The sequence below is a fragment of the Nocardia sp. FBN12 genome (assembly GCF_050320175.1).
Lineage (GTDB): Bacteria > Actinomycetota > Actinomycetes > Mycobacteriales > Mycobacteriaceae > Nocardia.
In genome coordinates, this window is sequence record NZ_CP190048.1 from 3,417,582 (window position 1) to 3,433,754 (window position 16,173).

Consider the following 16,173-nt stretch of genomic DNA (forward strand, 5'->3'; position numbering starts at 1 on the left):
CGTGACTACTACAGGCCGACGGCCGCGCGCAGCTTGTCGGCGCGGTCCGTGTGCTCCCAGGGCAGGTCGACATCGGTGCGGCCGAAGTGGCCGTAGGCCGCGGTCGGCGCGTAGATCGGGCGCAGCAGGTCGAGATCACGGATGATCGCGCCCGGACGCAGGTCGAAGACCTCGGAGATGGCGGTGGAGATCTTGGTCGGGTCGATCTTCTCGGTGCCGAAGGTCTCGACGAACAGACCGACCGGGGCCGACTTGCCGATCGCGTACGCGACCTGCACCTCGACGCGATCCGCCAGGCCCGCGGCCACGACGTTCTTGGCGACCCAGCGCATGGCGTAGGCGGCCGAGCGGTCGACCTTCGACGGGTCCTTGCCGGAGAACGCGCCGCCACCGTGGCGGGCCATGCCGCCGTAGGTGTCGACGATGATCTTGCGGCCGGTCAGGCCCGCGTCGCCCATCGGTCCACCGAGCACGAACTTGCCGGTGGGGTTGACCAGCAGCCGGATGTCGGAGGTGTCGAGGCTGGGCAGGTTCAGATCGCCGATGACGGCGTCGACGACCTTCTCGCGGATATCGGGGGCGAGCAGGTTGTCCAGGTCGATATCGGCGGCGTGCTGGGTGGAGATGACGACTGTGTCGAGCCGGACCGGGCGGTCACCCTCGTATTCGATGGTGACCTGGGTCTTGCCGTCGGGACGCAGATAGGGCAGCACACCCGACTTACGCACCTCGGTCAGCTTGCGCGAGAGCCGGTGCGCGAGCGCGATCGGCAGCGGCATCAGCTCGGGCGTGTCGATGGTGGCGTAGCCGAACATCAGGCCCTGGTCACCGGCACCCTGGCGCTCGATCGCGTCGTCGGAACCGCCGACGCGCGCCTCGTGCGAGGTGTCGACACCCTGGGCGATATCGGGCGACTGAGCGCCGATCGCGATGTTGACACCGCAGGAGTTACCGTCGAATCCCTTTGCGGAGGAGTCGTATCCGATCTCGAGGACCTTCTCGCGCACGATCCGCGGGATGTCGGCGTAGGCGGAGGTGGTGACCTCGCCCGCGACATGGACCTGCCCCGTGGTGACCATGGTTTCCACCGCGACCCGGCTGCTCGGGTCCTCCGCGAGCAGTGCGTCGAGGATGGAATCGCTGATCGCGTCACAGATCTTGTCCGGATGCCCCTCGGTCACGGACTCACTGGTGAATAGCCGACTACCTGTCGTACGCACAGTTATTCCCTCTCCCTCAACGGGTTACTCGTTCGGCTTGTGACGGTAACTTCTCGGTGTTACCGCGCAACCCTTCTCATCAAGACTATTCCAAACCACCGACATGGTGGCGAGTAAATACCAAGCCACCCCGCGAACACCCGCGCGGACGGTACACTGCGCGACCATCGTTGTAGCGCAACAGCTTTCGCGTGAACTACCCGGTCAGCGCAGCAACGGGACCAGCGCGTCGAGCACCCGGCTGGCCAGCAACGCCTTCGAACCGTGATCGAGGGCCTGTTCGGTGCCGTCGGCACCGAGCAACCAGCCGTCGTTGGTGTCGACCTCGAACGCCTTGCCCTCGCCGACCGCGTTGACCACGAGCAGATCGCAGCGCTTGCGTGCCAGTTTCGCGCGGGCGTGGGTGAGCACGTCGCCGTTGTCGTCACCGGTCTCGGCGGCGAAACCGACGATCGCGGTACCGGCGAGCCGTCCCTCGGTGCGGGCCTCGACCAAGCCGGCGAGGATGTCCTCGTTCTTGGTCAGCGGGATCACGTCGGGTTCGTCGGCGCCCTTCTTGATCTTCGCGGCGGCCACATGGGTCGGACGGAAATCGGCGACCGCGGCAGCCATGATCACCGCGTCGGCGCCGAGCGCGTGCTTGTCGACGGCGGTCTTGAGCTGGTCGGCGGTGGTGATGTGGACCAGTTCGACCGCGGCGGGTGGCGCGAGCTCGATGGTGTTGCCCGCGATCAGCGTCACCTGGGCACCACGCTGGGCGGCGACCCTGGCCAGGGCGTAGCCCTGCTTGCCGGAGCTGCGGTTGCCGAGGAAGCGCACCGGGTCGAGGGGTTCCCTCGTGCCACCGGCGGTGATCACCACGCGGCGACCGGTCAGGTCGCGCGGCAGCGCGTCGGCACGTTCGAGCAGCAGCGAGGCCAGACCGAAGATCTCCTCCGGTTCCGGCAGCCGTCCCGGACCCGTGTCGGTGCCGGTGAGTCGGCCCGACGCGGGCGACATCACGTTGGCGCCGTGCGCGCGCAGAGTCGCGACATTGGCCACCGTGGCCGGGTGCTCCCACATCTCGGTGTGCATCGCGGGCGCGAACAGCACCGGACATCGGGCCGTCAGCAAGGTGGCGGTGAGCAGATCGTCGGCGCGCCCCTGTGCGGCGCGCGCCATCAGATCCGCGGTGGCGGGGGCGATGACGACGAGATCGGCCTCCTGGCCGATCCGCACGTGCGGCACCTCGGGCACGTCGGCGAACACCGTGGTGTGCACCGGCTGACCGGACAGCGCCTCGAAGGTCGCCTTACCGACGAACTGCAGAGCCGACTCGGTGGGAATGACCCGCACCTGATGTCCGGTCTCGGTGAAACGGCGAACGAGGGCACACGCCTTGTAGGCGGCGATGCCCCCGCCGACCCCGACGACGATCCGCATGGTCTTACGCCTCCGGAGTAGAGATTGTCACTCGCCCTCGGTGTGTTCGAGCAGGTCGGAGTGGATTTCGCGCATGGCGACCGACAGCGGCTTCTCCTGCAGACCCGGCTCGACGAGCGGGCCGACGTACTCGAGGATGCCGTCACCGAGCTGGTTGTAGTAATCGTTGATCTGACGGGCGCGCTTGGCCGCGTAGATCACCAGGGCGTACTTGGACGACGTGCGCTCGAGCAGCTCGTCGATCGGGGGGTTGGTGAGGCCGATCGGGGTGTCGTACGCGGGTACTGCGGTGATGTCTGTACTCACTAGGAGTGGCTCCTGCGGGTTAGTGGGTCAAGAACTCGAATTTGTGCTAACGAACAACGATACCAACTGCTCACAAGCAGTGGTTACCTCGCTGTTCACGATGACCGTGTCGAACTCGTCACGGGCCGCCAATTCGACCCGGGCGGTCTGGAGCCTGCGCTCGATCACCTCGGGTGTCTCGGTGCCGCGCGAACGCAACCGCGAGACCAGTTCTTCCCAGCTCGGCGGCGCGAGAAACACCAGAAGTGCCTCGGGCATCGCCTGCCGGACCGACCGTGCACCGGCCAGGTCGACTTCGATCAGTACCGAAAGTCCGCTCGCCAGCGCTGCTCGCACCGGGGCGGCGGGGGTGCCCGATCGCTGCAACCCCCCATGGATGTCTGCCCATTCGAGCAGCTCGTCCGCCACGATCATGGCGTCGAACTCGGCTCGGGAAACAAACCGGTAATCGCGACCGTCGACCTCGCCGGGACGGGGGTCCCGCGTCGTGGCCGACACACTGAAAACCAGTTCGGGCAGGCGTTCCCGCACGCACCGTACGACCGTGGATTTACCCACGGCCGAGGGGCCGACCAGTACTACCAGCCGGCCCTTCCGCGTGTTTTTGTCCACCAGACTTTAGGCGTCGAAGTCGAAGCGGGTGAGCAGCGCAGCGCGCTGCCGGGCACCGAGACCACGGAGACGACGCGTAGGCGCGATCTCCAGCTCGGTCATGATTTCGGCCGCCTTGACCTTGCCCACCTTCGGCAGAGCCTCGAGCAGCGCAGAAACCTTCATCTTGCCGAGAATCTCATCGGACTCGGCGTCGGTGAGGACCTGCTTCAGGTTCGTTCCACCGCGCTTCAGGCGCTCCTTGAGCTCTGCCCGAGCGCGGCGAGCGGCAGCCGCCTTCTCCAGAGCAGCGGCGCGCTGCTCATCAGTCAGCTGGGGAAGGGCCACGGGTTCCTCCGTCTCATCGTTCATTGCCAGATCTACCGCCGGTTACCCGGACGGTCTGTGCGACCGTACCCACGGTGCGCGCCGATTGCGAACCCGACCCCCAGGTCAGGGCAGGATTACGGATGCCGTATGGCGCGCGCGGACTCGATGCGGTGACGGCCGATTCCCACGCCTCGATCGTACCGCCGAATTCCTAAAATGCATCCTCACCTGCGGTTATACCGATATGGGCGATGATAGCCACCGGGTAGCGTGAGGGCCAGGTGCCGCCCTGGCAAACCCGGCGGCGCGCGACCAGCGGGTTTCCTGAAAAAGCCCGCGTGTCGCTCGATTTCGTACCGCGTGTCGTCACGATCGGGCCCGAAACTCGTCGAGAACCGCACCCGAAGCGGTCGCGACGACCTCGTCGATCCAGTCCGGAATCGGGGTGGCGCGGGCGATGTAATCTCGGACCAGACCGTACGGAATCGCCTTCACGGCGGCGCCCGCGATGGCCAGCGAGCGGTCGTCGGCGGCCCCGAATTCGGTCACGACAGCGCCGAGCAGAGCGGCGTTCATGTCGTCGTTCACCCCGGCGATCGCGGCCCGCAGATCCTCGGCGCCGACCTCGACGAGTTCGTCGCGATGGAACATCTTCATCGCCCGCGCCTCGGTCGGGTACGCGCGGCAGTAGCGCGGCAGAAAGGTAGCGGCGGACAGCAGCGGCGCGGGGCCGGTGAGTGCCGTGATGAAGCCCTCGTGGAACCGTCGGATCGACCGCAGCCACAGCCGGGCGAGTAGTTCGTCACGTGAGGCGAAACGCACATAGATCGACCCGGAATGCACGCCGGCGGCGGTGCTGATCGCCGTGATGGCGGGACGGGTGATCGCGGGGTCGGCGAGCAGATCGCGCGCCGCGTCGAGCACCTGATCATCGGTGAAAAGGCGGGGTCTTGCCACCGGATCAGCCTAATGGCACAGTTTATGAATATGGATTCAAAAACACGATTTCCCCTTGCCGGCGCCCTCATGACGTTCATCGGCACGGCGCACACCGCGCTCGGCATCGCCGTGTGGCTCGGCGGTGATCAAGACGTGGAGCTCACCTTCTGGTTCACTCAGTTCGGCGTGGTCAGCGTCGGTTTCGGGCTCGCGATGATGGCGCTGGAGCGGACGCTGGGGTATGTGCCCGGCGCGGTGCTGCTCGCGCTCGGCGCGGTCACCGTATTCGGTCTGGTGTTCATGCCCGTGTCGGGGTTCGTGACCGTGCTGCTGCCCCTCGGCGTCGGCGCGTTCGGTTGGTGGCGTGCCAGGAACCACCGGGTCGCCGCTGAGATCGCACGGCTGGACGGGCCCGAGTAGCCCTTGCACGGCAAGGAAGCAGAGCACGGCCCCTGGCAGCGCCCGGCGCCGCGACCGTCGCCCAGGTGACCCCGCCCCGTGCGTCGCGTCAGCCCTGGAGGAAGGCGAACTCCGCTTGCAGCTGAGCGGTCTTGTCGCACAGCGCCGTCACCGATGGGCCCGCGTTGAGTACCTCCCGAGACACGTTGGGCACGACAGCAGCCAGGTTCGCTTCGGCGACCAGGGCGCGGATCGAGTCCGCTCCCCCGCCTTGCGCGCCCACACCGGGCATCAGAATCGGGCCGTTGAGGGCCGACAGATCGGGTGCCTCGGTGAGCGTCGCGCCCACGACCACGCCGACCGAGCCGAAGCCGTCACCCGCATTGCGGGCCGCGGCCTCGTCGACCATCGTCTGCGCGATCGTGCGCCCGTCCGCGGCGGTGATCCGTTGCAGTTGCGCCCCTTCAGGATTCGAGGTCGCGGCGAGCACGAACACGCCACGATGATTCGCCTGCGCCAGATTCAGCGCCGGATCGAGCGATCCGAATCCGAGGTAGGGCGAGACGGTCACCGCGTCCGAACCCAGCGGTCCGTCGCCGAGCCAAGCGTGGGCGTAGGCATCCATGGTGGAGCCGATGTCGCCACGCTTGGCATCGGCCAGCACCAGGGTGCCCGAGGCCCGCAGCACCGAGATGGCGCGCTCGAGCACCGCGATGCCGCCGGAACCGTAGGTCTCGAAGAACGCGACCTGCGGCTTCACCAGGGCGACCCGGCCGTCGAAGGCCTCGACACAGATCTCGGCGAACGCCTCCAGCCCCTCGACGTCCTCGGTGAGCCCCCACGCCCGCAGCAGGGCAGGGTGGGGATCGATGCCGACGCACACCGGGCCGAATTCGCGCATGGCGTGCTGCAGTCGGCTACCGAACGTCGTCATCGATCCTGCTCCTGGTTGTCGTCGTGGTGTCGCGGACGCCTCGCGTGGTCAGCCACGCAGTGTCGAGTGCAGTTCCTGCAGCGAACGCACCCCGATGCCACCGTTGATGCTGGCCTCGATGCCCTGCACCGCCGCGGCAGCGCCCTGCACGGTGGTGATGCACGGGATGTTCGCGCCCACCGCGGCGGTGCGGATCTCGTAGCCGTCCACGCGGGGGCCCGAGTTGCCGTAGGGGGTGTTGAACACGATGTCGATCTCGCCGTCGCGGATCTGCTCCACGATCGAGGCTTCCGGCATTCCGGTGGCCGGATCGGTGGCTTCCGGGTCGGAGTGCTTGCGTGCCTGTTCGCACGGAATACCGTTGCGGCGCAGAGTTTCCGCGGTGCCCGAGGTGGCGAGGATGCGGAAGCCGAGATCATGCAGGCGCTTGATCGGGAACACCATGGCACGCTTGTCGCGGTTGGCGATCGAGACGAAGACGGTGCCCTCGGTCGGCAGCGAGCCGTAGGCGGCGGCCTGGCTCTTGGCGAACGCGGTGCCGAAGTCGGCGTCGATGCCCATGACCTCGCCGGTGGACTTCATCTCCGGGGAGAGCAGCGAGTCCACGCCGGAGCCGTCGGCGCGACGGAACCGGTGGAAGGGCAGCACGGCTTCCTTCACCGCGACCGGCGCGTCCAGCGGCACGTGGCCACCGTCGCCCTCGGGCGGCAGCATGCCTTCCTTGCGCAGGTCGGCGATGGTGGCGCCGAGCATGATCCGCGCGCAGGCCTTCGCGAGGGGCACGGCGGTCGCCTTGGAGACGAACGGAACCGTCCGGCTCGCACGGGGATTGGCTTCCAGGACGTAGAGCACGTCGTCCTTGAGGGCGTACTGCACATTGAGCAGACCCTTGACCCCGATGCCCTTGGCCAGCGCGATGGTGGAGCGACGCACGGCCTCGATATCGCTGCGGCCCAAGGTGATCGGGGGCAGCGCACAGGCGGAGTCACCGGAGTGGATGCCGGCTTCCTCGATGTGTTCCATCACGCCGCCGAGGTAGACCTCGTCGCCGTCGCACAGGGCGTCGACGTCGATCTCGATGGCGTCTTCGAGGAACCGGTCGACCAGCACCGGGTGATCGGGGCTGAGCTCGGTCGCGCGGGAGATGTAGCCCTCGAGCGAAGTCTCGTCGTAGACGATCTCCATGCCGCGCCCGCCCAGCACGTAGGACGGGCGGACCAGGACGGGGTAGCCGATCTCGCCTGCGATCTTCTTCGCCTGCGCCACGTTGGTGGCGGTGCCGTACTTGGGCGCGGGCAGGCCCGCGGCGACGAGCACATCACCGAATTCGCCACGGTCCTCGGCCAGGTCGATCGCGGCCGCGGAGGTACCGACGACGGGCACGCCCGCGTCGGTGAGCCGCTGCGCCAGACCCAGCGGAGTCTGGCCGCCCAGCTGGACGATCACACCGGCGACGGTGCCGGACTCGGCTTCGGAGTTGTACACCTCGAGGACGTCCTCGAAGGTGAGCGGCTCGAAGTAGAGGCGATCGGCGGTGTCGTAGTCGGTGGAGACGGTCTCGGGGTTGCAGTTGACCATCACGGTCTCGTACCCGGCGGCCGACAGAGTCTGTGCCGCGTGCACACACGAGTAGTCGAACTCGATGCCCTGACCGATGCGGTTCGGGCCCGAGCCCAGGATGATGACCTTCTCGCGCTCGCGCTGCGGCGCGACCTCGGACTCCGCGCCGGGATCCAGCTCGTAGGTGCTGTAGTGGTAGGGCGTCTTGGCCTCGAACTCCGCGGCGCAGGTGTCGACGGTCTTGTAGACGGGGCGCACCCGCAGGCGGTGACGCAGCGAGCGCACGCCTGCCTCACCCGCGAGCTCGGGGCGCAGCGCCGCCAGCTGACGATCGGACAGACCGTAGTGCTTGGCGCGACGCAGCAGGTCCTCGTCGAGGACGGGCGCGTCGAGAACTTCCTGACGCAGCTCGACCAGGCCGAGCACCTCGGCGACGAACCACGGGTCGACGCCGGAGGCCAACGCGACCTCGGCGACGCTCGCGCCGTAGCGCAGTGCCCGCTCCACCTGGTAGATGCGGCCTTCGGTCGGGACGCGCAGGTCGGCGAGGACGGCTTCGATCGCCTCGCGCACCGAGGCCGGGTCACTCGGGTCCGCCGGGGCCCACTGGCCGTCGTCGGTGGTCCAGAAGCTCGTGGCCTTGGTCTCGAGCGAACGCAGCACCTTGCCGAGGGCCTCGGAGAAGTTGCGGCCCATCGACATCGCCTCGCCCACCGACTTCATGGTGGTGGTCAGCGTGGCGTCGGCGCCGGGGAACTTCTCGAACGCGAACCGCGGCGCCTTCACCACGACGTAGTCGAGGGTCGGCTCGAACGAAGCCGGGGTCTCGCCGGTGATGTCGTTGACGATCTCGTCGAGGGTGTAGCCGATCGCCAGCTTGGCCGCGATCTTGGCGATCGGGAAACCGGTGGCTTTCGACGCCAGCGCCGAGGAGCGCGAGACGCGGGGGTTCATCTCGATGACGATCAGGCGGCCGTCGGCCGGGTCCACCGCGAACTGGATGTTGCAGCCGCCGGTGTCGACGCCGACCTCGCGCAGGATCGCGATGCCGAGATCGCGCATCTTCTGGTATTCGCGGTCGGTGAGGGTCATCGCGGGGGCGACGGTGACCGAGTCACCGGTGTGCACGCCCATCGGGTCGACGTTCTCGATCGAGCAGACGATGACCACATTGTCGTTGCGGTCACGCATGAGCTCGAGTTCGAATTCCTTCCAGCCGAGGATGGACTCCTCGATCAGGACGTTCGCGGTCGGCGAGGCGGACAGGCCGCCACCGGCGATGCGGTCGAGGTCGTCCTCGTTGTAGGCCATGCCCGAGCCGAGGCCACCCATGGTGAACGAGGGGCGCACGACCACGGGGTAGCCGAGGTCGGCGACGGTCTCGCGGACTTCGTCCATGGTGTAACAGACTGCGCTGCGGGCACTCTCGCCGCCGACCTTGGCGACGATGTCCTTGAACTTCTGCCGGTCCTCACCGCGCTGGATGGCGTCGAAGTCGGCGCCGATCAGCTCGACGTTGTACTTCTGCAGCACACCGTTCTCGTGCAGCGCGACCGCGGTGTTGAGCGCGGTCTGTCCACCGAGGGTGGCCAGGATGGCGTCGGGGCGTTCCTTCTCGATGACCTTCTCGACGAACTCCGGGGTGATCGGCTCGACGTAGGTGGCGTCGGCGAATTCCGGGTCGGTCATGATGGTCGCCGGGTTGGAGTTCACCAGCGAAACGCGCAGTCCCTCGGACCGCAGTACCCGGCAAGCCTGGGTACCGGAGTAGTCGAATTCGCACGCCTGGCCGATCACGATCGGGCCAGAGCCGATCACCAGGATGTGCTTCAGATCCTCGCGGCGAGGCATCAGGCTCCTTCCATGAGACCGGCGAAACGGTCGAACAGATATGCGGCGTCGTGCGGGCCTGCGGCGGCCTCGGGGTGGTACTGCACCGAGAAGGCGCGGCCGTCGATCAGCCGGACCCCTTCGACGGTGCCGTCGTTGGCGCAGATGTGAGAGACCTCGGCCTTGCCGAACGGGGTGTCGAACACCTCGCCGCGCTCGCCCTCGAGGGCGAAGCCGTGGTTCTGGGCGGTGATGGACACGCGACCGGTGCCCTCTTCGATCACCGGGATGTTGATGCCGCGGTGGCCGAACTTCATCTTGTAGGTGCTACGGCCCAGTGCGCGGCCCAGGATCTGGTTGCCGAAGCAGATGCCGAACAGCGGCATTCCGCGTTCCAGGACACCCTGGGTGAGCGCGATCGCGCCGGTCTGGGTGGCCGGGTCGCCGGGGCCGTTGGACAGGAACACACCGTTGGGGTTCAGCGCGAGGATGTCGTCGAGGGAGGTGTTCGACGGCACCACGTGGGTGCGCACGCCGCGCTCGGCGAACATGCGCGGGGTGTTGGTCTTGATGCCCAGGTCGACCGCGACCACGGTGAACCTGTGGTCACCGACCGGCTCGATCGTGTACATCGCGTCGGTGCTGACCTCTTCGGCGAGGTCGGCACCCAGCATCGAGGCCTGGCCGTTGACCCGCGCGAGGAGTTCCTCGTCGGCGGCCAGCGCGGCGCCGGAGAAGATGCCCGCCTTCATCGAACCGCGGCTGCGCAGGTGGCGGACCACCGCGCGGGTGTCGATGCCGGCGATGCCGACCACGTCCTGGCGGTCGAGCTCGTCGGTCAGCGTGCCGGTGGCGCGCCAGTTGGAGGAGACCCGCGAGGGGTCGCGCACGGCGTAACCGGCGACCCAGATCTTGGCGGACTCGTCGTCCTCGTCGTTCCAGCCGGTGTTGCCGATCTGCGGGGCCGTGGCCACCACGATCTGGCGGGCGTAGCTGGGGTCGGTCAGGGTCTCCTGGTACCCGGTCATCGCCGTGCAGAACACGGCCTCACCGAGTGTCTGGCCCTGTGCGCCGAAGGCGGTACCGCGGAATACGCGGCCGTCCTCGAGCACCAAGGCTGCTTGTGCCTTCGTCATTCATCGTCTCCCGTCGTCACCCTGGTCGCATCCGCAATCCATGCCGGGTACACCGTCTTGTCGTCGCCCCGGAAACCGGTATCGATCTCGGTTCCGGTCGGCAGTGTCCAGCGAATTACCAGCACACCGCCTTCTGTCATCACTTTGCCCGCGTGTCCGCGCTCGGTGCGCACGGCTGTCACCGATTCCTGCGGAATCCAGATCACCGTGGCGCCGTCGCGTTCGAGCAGAATTCCGCGTTCGAACCGCGTCAGTTCGGCGGTCGCCCGGAATCCCAGGTCACCGACCGCGATCCGGTCCTGCCAGCTGGGTGCGATGGTGCTGCCCAGGTACATACCGGTGGTCGGTTCCAGTAGTTGTGCGCCCAGTTCGGCCGGCACGGTCGGCAGTTCGCCGATGCGTGCCCGTTGCCGCGTGGCCTTCTTCTGCCAGGCCCGGTACATCAACCACAGGCACAGCACGAAAAAAGCCAGCAGCCCGACAATCCACAGCGTTCTTTCCACTTCCTGGCCTCCCTAGATCCCGACCGCCTTGCCCTCGCGGGCAGTTACCCGGCCGCGCAGCACAGTGGCTGTCACCTCGGCCGGGAACGTCATGTCCTCGAACGGTGTGTTGTTCGAGATGCTCGCCAGTTCGGCGCCGCGCACCGTCCACTCGGCGTCGGGGTCGATCAGCGTGAGGTTGGCGGGCTCGCCGACGGCGAGCGGGCGGCCGTGGTCGTCGAGTCCGACGATCGCGGCGGGCTTCTCGCTCATCACCCGGGCGACACCGCGCCAGTCGAGCAGGCCGGGCTGGACCATCGTCTGCACGATGATCGAGAGCGCGGTCTCGAGGCCCAGCATGCCGGGGCGGGCGGCCGCGAATTCGCAGCACTTGTCCTGTTCGGCGTGCGGGGCGTGGTCGGTGGCGACGCAGTCGAGGATGCCGTCGGCCAGTGCCTGGCGCAGGGCGGCCACGTCGGTGGATTCGCGCAGTGGTGGGTTCACCTTGTTCACCGCGTCGTAGGTTTCCAGGCGCGAGTCGTCGAGGAGCAGGTGGTGTGGAGTCACCTCGGCGGTGATCGAAATGCCTTGGGACTTAGCCCATTTCACCAGTTCGACGGTGCCCGCGGTGGAGGCGTGGCAGATGTGCACGCGGGCGTTCGCGTCGCGGGCCAGCAGTGCGTCACGCGCGACGATCGACTCCTCGGCGGCGCGGGGCCAGCCGTGCAGGCCAAGGCGCGCGGCGTTGGGGCCCTCGTGCGCGATGGCGTTCTTGGTCAGGCGCGGCTCCTCGGCGTGCTGAGCGATGAGAACGCCGAGGGAGTTCGCGTATTCCAGCGCGCGGCGCATGATCAGCGGGTCGTCGACGCAGTAGCCGTCGTCGGAGAACATCCGCACCTGGCCGACACCGGCGGCCATGGTGCCCATCTCGGCGAGTTGCTTGCCCTGCAGGCCGACGGTGACGGCACCGACCGGGAACACGTCGACGAGGCCGACTTCCTGGCCGCGGCGCCACACGTGGTCGGTGATGACGACCGAGTCGGCGACCGGGCTGGTGTTGGCCATCGCGAACACCGCCGTGTAACCGCCCAGTGCGGCTGCGGCGGAACCGGTTTCGATGGTCTCGGTGTCTTCGCGGCCGGGTTCACGCAGGTGCGTGTGCAGGTCGACGAAGCCGGGCAGCAGGATCTGGCCGTTGCCCTCGATGACCTCGGCGTCGTCGGATGCCGTGAGGCCAGGTCCGATGTCGGCGATGACGGTGTCGCGCACCAGGACGTCGACCGGATCGCCTTCGCCGTAGGGCTTGACGTTCTTGATCAGCAGCTCACTCATACCGTTTCCTCCTGACCGACGAGCAGCCGGAACAACACGGCCATCCGCATGTGCACTCCGTTCGAGACCTGCTGCAGCACAGCCGATTTCGGCGAATCGGCAACCGCTGAGGCGATTTCCATCCCGCGCAGCATCGGGCCGGGGTGCAGGACCACGGCGTCGTCGTCGAGCAGCGCGAGCCTGCGCTCGGACAGTCCGTAGTTGATCGAGTATTCGCGGGCCGACGGGAAGAACCCGCCGTTCATCCGCTCCGCCTGCACCCGCAGCATCATCACCGCGTCGGCGCCGGGCAGTTCCGCGTCCAGCGAGCTCGAGACCCGGCAGGGCCAGGCCTCCACACCGACGGGCAGCAAAGTGCGCGGCGCGACCAGCACGACTTCGGCGCCGAGGGTGTTGAGCAACGAGACATTGGAGCGGGCGACCCGGCTGTGCAGGATGTCGCCCACCAGGACGATCCGCTTGCCCTCGACATCGCCGAGGCGCTGGCGCAAGGTGAGCGCGTCGAGCAGGGCCTGGGTGGGGTGCTGGTGGGTGCCGTCGCCGGCGTTGATGATCGACGGAGCGACGCGGTCCTCGTCGCGGGCCCACTGTTCCATCCAGCGCGCGATCTGGTGCGCGGCACCCGAGGCCGGGTGGCGCACGATCAGCGCGTCGGCGCCTGCGGCGTGCAGGGTGAGGGCGGTGTCGCGCAGCGATTCACCTTTGGAGACAGAGGAACTCGACGCGCTCACGTTGATCACGTCGGCGCTCATCCACTTGCCTGCCACCTCGAAGGACACGCGCGTACGGGTGGAGTTCTCATAGAACACCGTCATCACGGTGCGGCCGCGCAGGGTCGGCAGCTTCTTCACCTCGCGGCCCAGCAGGGCCTGTTCGAAGCGTTCGGCTTCGTCGAGGAGTTCGGTGGCGGTGCCGCGATCCAGGTCGGCGACCGTCAGCAAATGCTTCACGCCTCCACCTCGCTGGCGCTCGGCTCCGGCGTGAACCATCGAATGGCTGTGTTCATGGTTCGGTCGCTACGCTCCCTCACTGCTCCTGACCTTCCTGATGCAGATACACACCGTCGCGACCGTCGTGCTCGACCATCAGCACCGAGATGTCCTCGGCGCGCGAGGTCGGCACGTTCTTGCCCACGTAGTCGGCGCGGATCGGCAGTTCGCGGTGGCCGCGGTCGATGAGTACCGCCAACTGCACGGCGCGGGGGCGGCCGAGGTCGCGCAGGCCGTCGAGGGCGGAGCGGACCGTCCTGCCGGAGAACAGCACGTCGTCGACGAGGACCACCAGGGAGTTCTCGATGCCGCCATCGGGCACCGAGGTGCGCTCGAGCGGGCGGTGCGGGCGGCTGCGCAGGTCGTCGCGGTACAGGGTGATGTCAAGGGAGCCGAGTGCGGGCCGCACGCCCGAGAATTCCTCGATCCGGTCCGCCAGCCGATTGGCCAGGGTGGTGCCGCGCGTCGGGATTCCCATGAGAACCACCCTCGGTGCGTCGGCGTCGCCGGAATCCAGGGCGGTCTTCTCGATGATCTGGTGCGCGATCCGCGCTACGGTCCTGGTCACGTCCGATGGCGACAACAGCTCGCGACCGGCCGCCACCCACTCCGGGGTGTGCCGCTGCGATGTTTCGCCCGCGCCGGTTCTGGCGGCCCGTTCGGGCACAGCCATGCCGACCTCCTTCCCCGCCTCACCGGACGGTCCGTTAAAGGATGCCTAACTCGCCCGTCAGCCTATCAGCGCCGCGGGGCGCCTTTGACCAGGTAGGCCCGCCTGTGAGCGCGGCCACGGAGCGCCGGTGGACCACCGCCGCCGTGCCGGTGATCACAGTCACGCCGAAAGCGCAGTGAGCGCGCGTGTTTCACCGCCGTGGAACGAGGCGGCGACCACTCGGCGCGGGCCGGTCCGTGATCGCGTTCACCTCGTCGCGACGACCGCGACAACTGATACCGACCCGGCCCGAGTGGTCGCCTTCGGTCACACCCGCTCGGCGAGCACGACGCCGACCTTCGGATCGTTCACCGCCACGTCTCTGCCGAGGGCGACGATCAGGTCGTCCCAGGCGCGGAACCGGGTGCGCCAGCCGTGCTCGACGAGCCACTGCTCCCCCGGACGCCCGGCGTCCAGCGGCGGCATCCCAGCGTCGTCACCGGCGACGAGTCGGCGCAGTTCGACGTAGGGCGGCGCCTCGGGATCGACCGCGAACCGGCTGAGACCGAATCGGCTACCGGGCGCGGACAGTGCCGTCAGCGTCGCGACGGCTCGTCGGTGATCCTCGGGCGGGAGGTACGGGAGCGCGCCCTCGTCGATCCAGTGAGTCGGTTCGTCAGGGCGAAATCCCTGCTCTTGCAATGGGACAGCCCAGTCGGTTCGTAGGTCGATCGGCAGGACGTGCCTGCGTGCCGTCGGTATGGCGCCCGCGGCGCGCAGCACCGGTTCTTTGAAGGCGAACAGCTCGGGCAGGTCGAGTTCATAGACGGTGAGGTCGGCGGGCAGACCCAGCCGGAACGCGCGGGTGTCCAGACCGGCGCCGAGCAGAACGATCTGCCTGCATCCGGCGGCGACGGCCTCGGTCACCCGCTCGTCGACCAGACGGACCCCGACGGATCTTCCCGCGAAGAACTGTTCGGCCACGGCCTCGACTCGCTCCCATTTCGCCGCGCCTTCCTCGGTGCGGGTGAAGTCCCGCCGCGCCGCGTCGACGAACGCCGTGGCGATCGGGTCGTCGTAGAGCCGATCCGGCCTCCGCGACTCCCGCTCACGGATCAGCGCGACGCCGATCGCTGTCAGTGCCACCCCTGCGGTGGGTGCGTTCACGTGTGTCATCTACCCCTCCTACCAAACTAACTTGCCGACCGGCTAGTGATTTCGGTCATTCTGCGACGGTAGGCTCCCCCTAGCCGGTCGTCAAGCAAAGGAAAGCCCCGTGGACGGACGTCGTAGCGACACCAGGGAACGCATTCGCACAGTGGCGATGGAACTGTTCTCCGAGCACGGCTACGAGAAGACATCGCTGCGCGAGATCGCCGAACGACTCGGTGTCACCAAAGCCGCGCTGTACTACCACTTCCGGACCAAGGAAGACATCGTCGTCAGCCTGTCCGACGATCTGCGTCGCGGCATCGACGACATCGTCACCTGGGCCGAGCAGACCCCGCCGGGACACGAGCGCGCCGAGCAGATCCTGCGCCGCTACAGCGCGCTACTGCACAGCCTCGGCCGGGACATGGTGCGGTTCTGGCACGAGAACCAGCCCGCGTTCCGCGACCTGGGTTTCGGTGCGGGCCTGCGCTACCAATTCCGCGTCCTCGCCGATCTCATGACCGGCCCCGACGCCGCCCCGCTCGACATCTATCACGCCAGGCAAGCGCTGCTCGCGATAAGCTGGAGCCTGTCGATGATGGGCGATCTCGAGCTGACCGACGACCAGATGCACACCGCCGCAACGGATATCGCGGTCGACATTCTCGCCAAGATCAGTTAGCCGAACGTCGTCGAGCATCGGAGATACCGTCCTCGCCTAGGCGCGATCCGTTGTCGAGGCCGCTTGTCGCCCCACTACCCGCGGACTAGACTGTGACGCGCACCACATCGGGGCGGCGAGTTTCGCACCGCCGCCCAGAGCGATCGTGATCCGATCGGAGCGCCGGGTCACGATGTTCGATCGCGAGCCCCCCGTTCGCCTGCCGGGCCCGAAGTCA

At 67.8% G+C, this 16,173-nt stretch carries 16 protein-coding genes; 2 read left to right on the forward strand and 14 right to left on the reverse strand.

Annotated elements, in window-relative coordinates:
* Positions 1 to 8 precede the first annotated feature (8 nt).
* The 6 genes from metK to ACQHI0_RS16485 all read right to left on the reverse strand — a co-directional run bounded on the left by metK (position 9) and on the right by ACQHI0_RS16485 (position 4,826).
* Positions 9 to 1,220 (reverse strand): methionine adenosyltransferase, encoded by a 1,212-nt coding sequence (metK, locus tag ACQHI0_RS16460; RefSeq protein WP_427908806.1) that lies wholly within the window; start codon positions 1,218 to 1,220, stop codon positions 9 to 11.
* A 204-nt stretch (positions 1,221 to 1,424) separates the two neighbouring features.
* The gene (gene coaBC / locus ACQHI0_RS16465) at positions 1,425 to 2,642 is read right to left on the reverse strand and encodes a bifunctional phosphopantothenoylcysteine decarboxylase/phosphopantothenate--cysteine ligase CoaBC (protein WP_266290483.1); all 1,218 of its coding nucleotides are present in this window, start codon (positions 2,640 to 2,642) and stop codon (positions 1,425 to 1,427) included.
* 27 nt (positions 2,643 to 2,669) lie between these two features.
* Positions 2,670 to 2,948 (reverse strand): DNA-directed RNA polymerase subunit omega, encoded by a 279-nt coding sequence (gene rpoZ / locus ACQHI0_RS16470; protein WP_056810542.1) that lies wholly within the window; start codon positions 2,946 to 2,948, stop codon positions 2,670 to 2,672.
* 27 nt (positions 2,949 to 2,975) lie between these two features.
* Positions 2,976 to 3,560, reverse strand: a complete 585-nt coding sequence (gmk, locus tag ACQHI0_RS16475) for a guanylate kinase (RefSeq protein WP_427908807.1) — start codon at positions 3,558 to 3,560, stop codon at positions 2,976 to 2,978.
* A gap of 6 nt (positions 3,561 to 3,566) precedes the next feature.
* Positions 3,567 to 3,887, reverse strand: a complete 321-nt coding sequence (mihF, locus tag ACQHI0_RS16480) for an integration host factor, actinobacterial type (protein WP_056815410.1) — start codon at positions 3,885 to 3,887, stop codon at positions 3,567 to 3,569.
* 348 nt (positions 3,888 to 4,235) lie between these two features.
* Positions 4,236 to 4,826 (reverse strand): TetR/AcrR family transcriptional regulator, encoded by a 591-nt coding sequence (locus ACQHI0_RS16485; protein WP_427908808.1) that lies wholly within the window; start codon positions 4,824 to 4,826, stop codon positions 4,236 to 4,238.
* A 30-nt stretch (positions 4,827 to 4,856) separates the two neighbouring features.
* Here ACQHI0_RS16485 and ACQHI0_RS16490 point away from each other — a divergent pair, with 30 nt between their 5' ends.
* The gene (locus ACQHI0_RS16490; protein WP_427908809.1) at positions 4,857 to 5,228 is read left to right on the forward strand and encodes a DUF6463 family protein; all 372 of its coding nucleotides are present in this window, start codon (positions 4,857 to 4,859) and stop codon (positions 5,226 to 5,228) included.
* Between the two features lie 88 nt (positions 5,229 to 5,316).
* Here ACQHI0_RS16490 and pyrF read toward each other — a convergent pair whose 3' ends face one another.
* The 8 genes from pyrF to ACQHI0_RS16530 all read right to left on the reverse strand — a co-directional run bounded on the left by pyrF (position 5,317) and on the right by ACQHI0_RS16530 (position 15,298).
* Positions 5,317 to 6,141: an orotidine-5'-phosphate decarboxylase gene (pyrF, locus tag ACQHI0_RS16495; RefSeq protein WP_427908810.1), complete on the reverse strand. Its 825-nt coding sequence runs from the start codon at positions 6,139 to 6,141 to the stop codon at positions 5,317 to 5,319.
* Between the two features lie 48 nt (positions 6,142 to 6,189).
* Entirely contained in the window at positions 6,190 to 9,552 is a 3,363-nt protein-coding gene (carB, locus tag ACQHI0_RS16500) for a carbamoyl-phosphate synthase large subunit (protein ID WP_427908811.1), read from the reverse strand.
* The gene (gene carA / locus ACQHI0_RS16505) at positions 9,552 to 10,667 is read right to left on the reverse strand and encodes a glutamine-hydrolyzing carbamoyl-phosphate synthase small subunit (RefSeq protein WP_427908812.1); all 1,116 of its coding nucleotides are present in this window, start codon (positions 10,665 to 10,667) and stop codon (positions 9,552 to 9,554) included. The genes carB and carA overlap by 1 nt, the downstream gene beginning before the upstream one ends.
* A complete protein-coding gene (locus tag ACQHI0_RS16510; RefSeq protein WP_427908813.1) occupies positions 10,664 to 11,170 on the reverse strand; it encodes a transporter in 507 nt (168 codons plus the stop codon). The genes carA and ACQHI0_RS16510 overlap by 4 nt, the downstream gene beginning before the upstream one ends.
* Before the next feature lie 12 nt (positions 11,171 to 11,182).
* Positions 11,183 to 12,481, reverse strand: coding sequence for a dihydroorotase (locus ACQHI0_RS16515; protein WP_427908814.1), 1,299 nt, complete (start codon positions 12,479 to 12,481; stop codon positions 11,183 to 11,185).
* Complete coding sequence (locus ACQHI0_RS16520; RefSeq protein ID WP_427908815.1) at positions 12,478 to 13,431, reverse strand: aspartate carbamoyltransferase catalytic subunit; 954 nt, start codon at positions 13,429 to 13,431, stop codon at positions 12,478 to 12,480. Before ACQHI0_RS16520 ends, ACQHI0_RS16515 begins: the two co-directional genes overlap by 4 nt.
* A 76-nt stretch (positions 13,432 to 13,507) precedes the next feature.
* Positions 13,508 to 14,143, reverse strand: a complete 636-nt coding sequence (gene pyrR, locus ACQHI0_RS16525; RefSeq protein WP_427908816.1) for a bifunctional pyr operon transcriptional regulator/uracil phosphoribosyltransferase PyrR — start codon at positions 14,141 to 14,143, stop codon at positions 13,508 to 13,510.
* Between the two features lie 306 nt (positions 14,144 to 14,449).
* Positions 14,450 to 15,298: an SAM-dependent methyltransferase gene (locus tag ACQHI0_RS16530; protein WP_427908817.1), complete on the reverse strand. Its 849-nt coding sequence runs from the start codon at positions 15,296 to 15,298 to the stop codon at positions 14,450 to 14,452.
* 100 nt (positions 15,299 to 15,398) lie between these two features.
* Between ACQHI0_RS16530 and ACQHI0_RS16535 the strand changes: the two genes are divergently transcribed.
* The gene (locus ACQHI0_RS16535; RefSeq protein ID WP_427908818.1) at positions 15,399 to 15,956 is read left to right on the forward strand and encodes a TetR/AcrR family transcriptional regulator; all 558 of its coding nucleotides are present in this window, start codon (positions 15,399 to 15,401) and stop codon (positions 15,954 to 15,956) included.
* Positions 15,957 to 16,173: the final 217 nt, after the last annotated feature.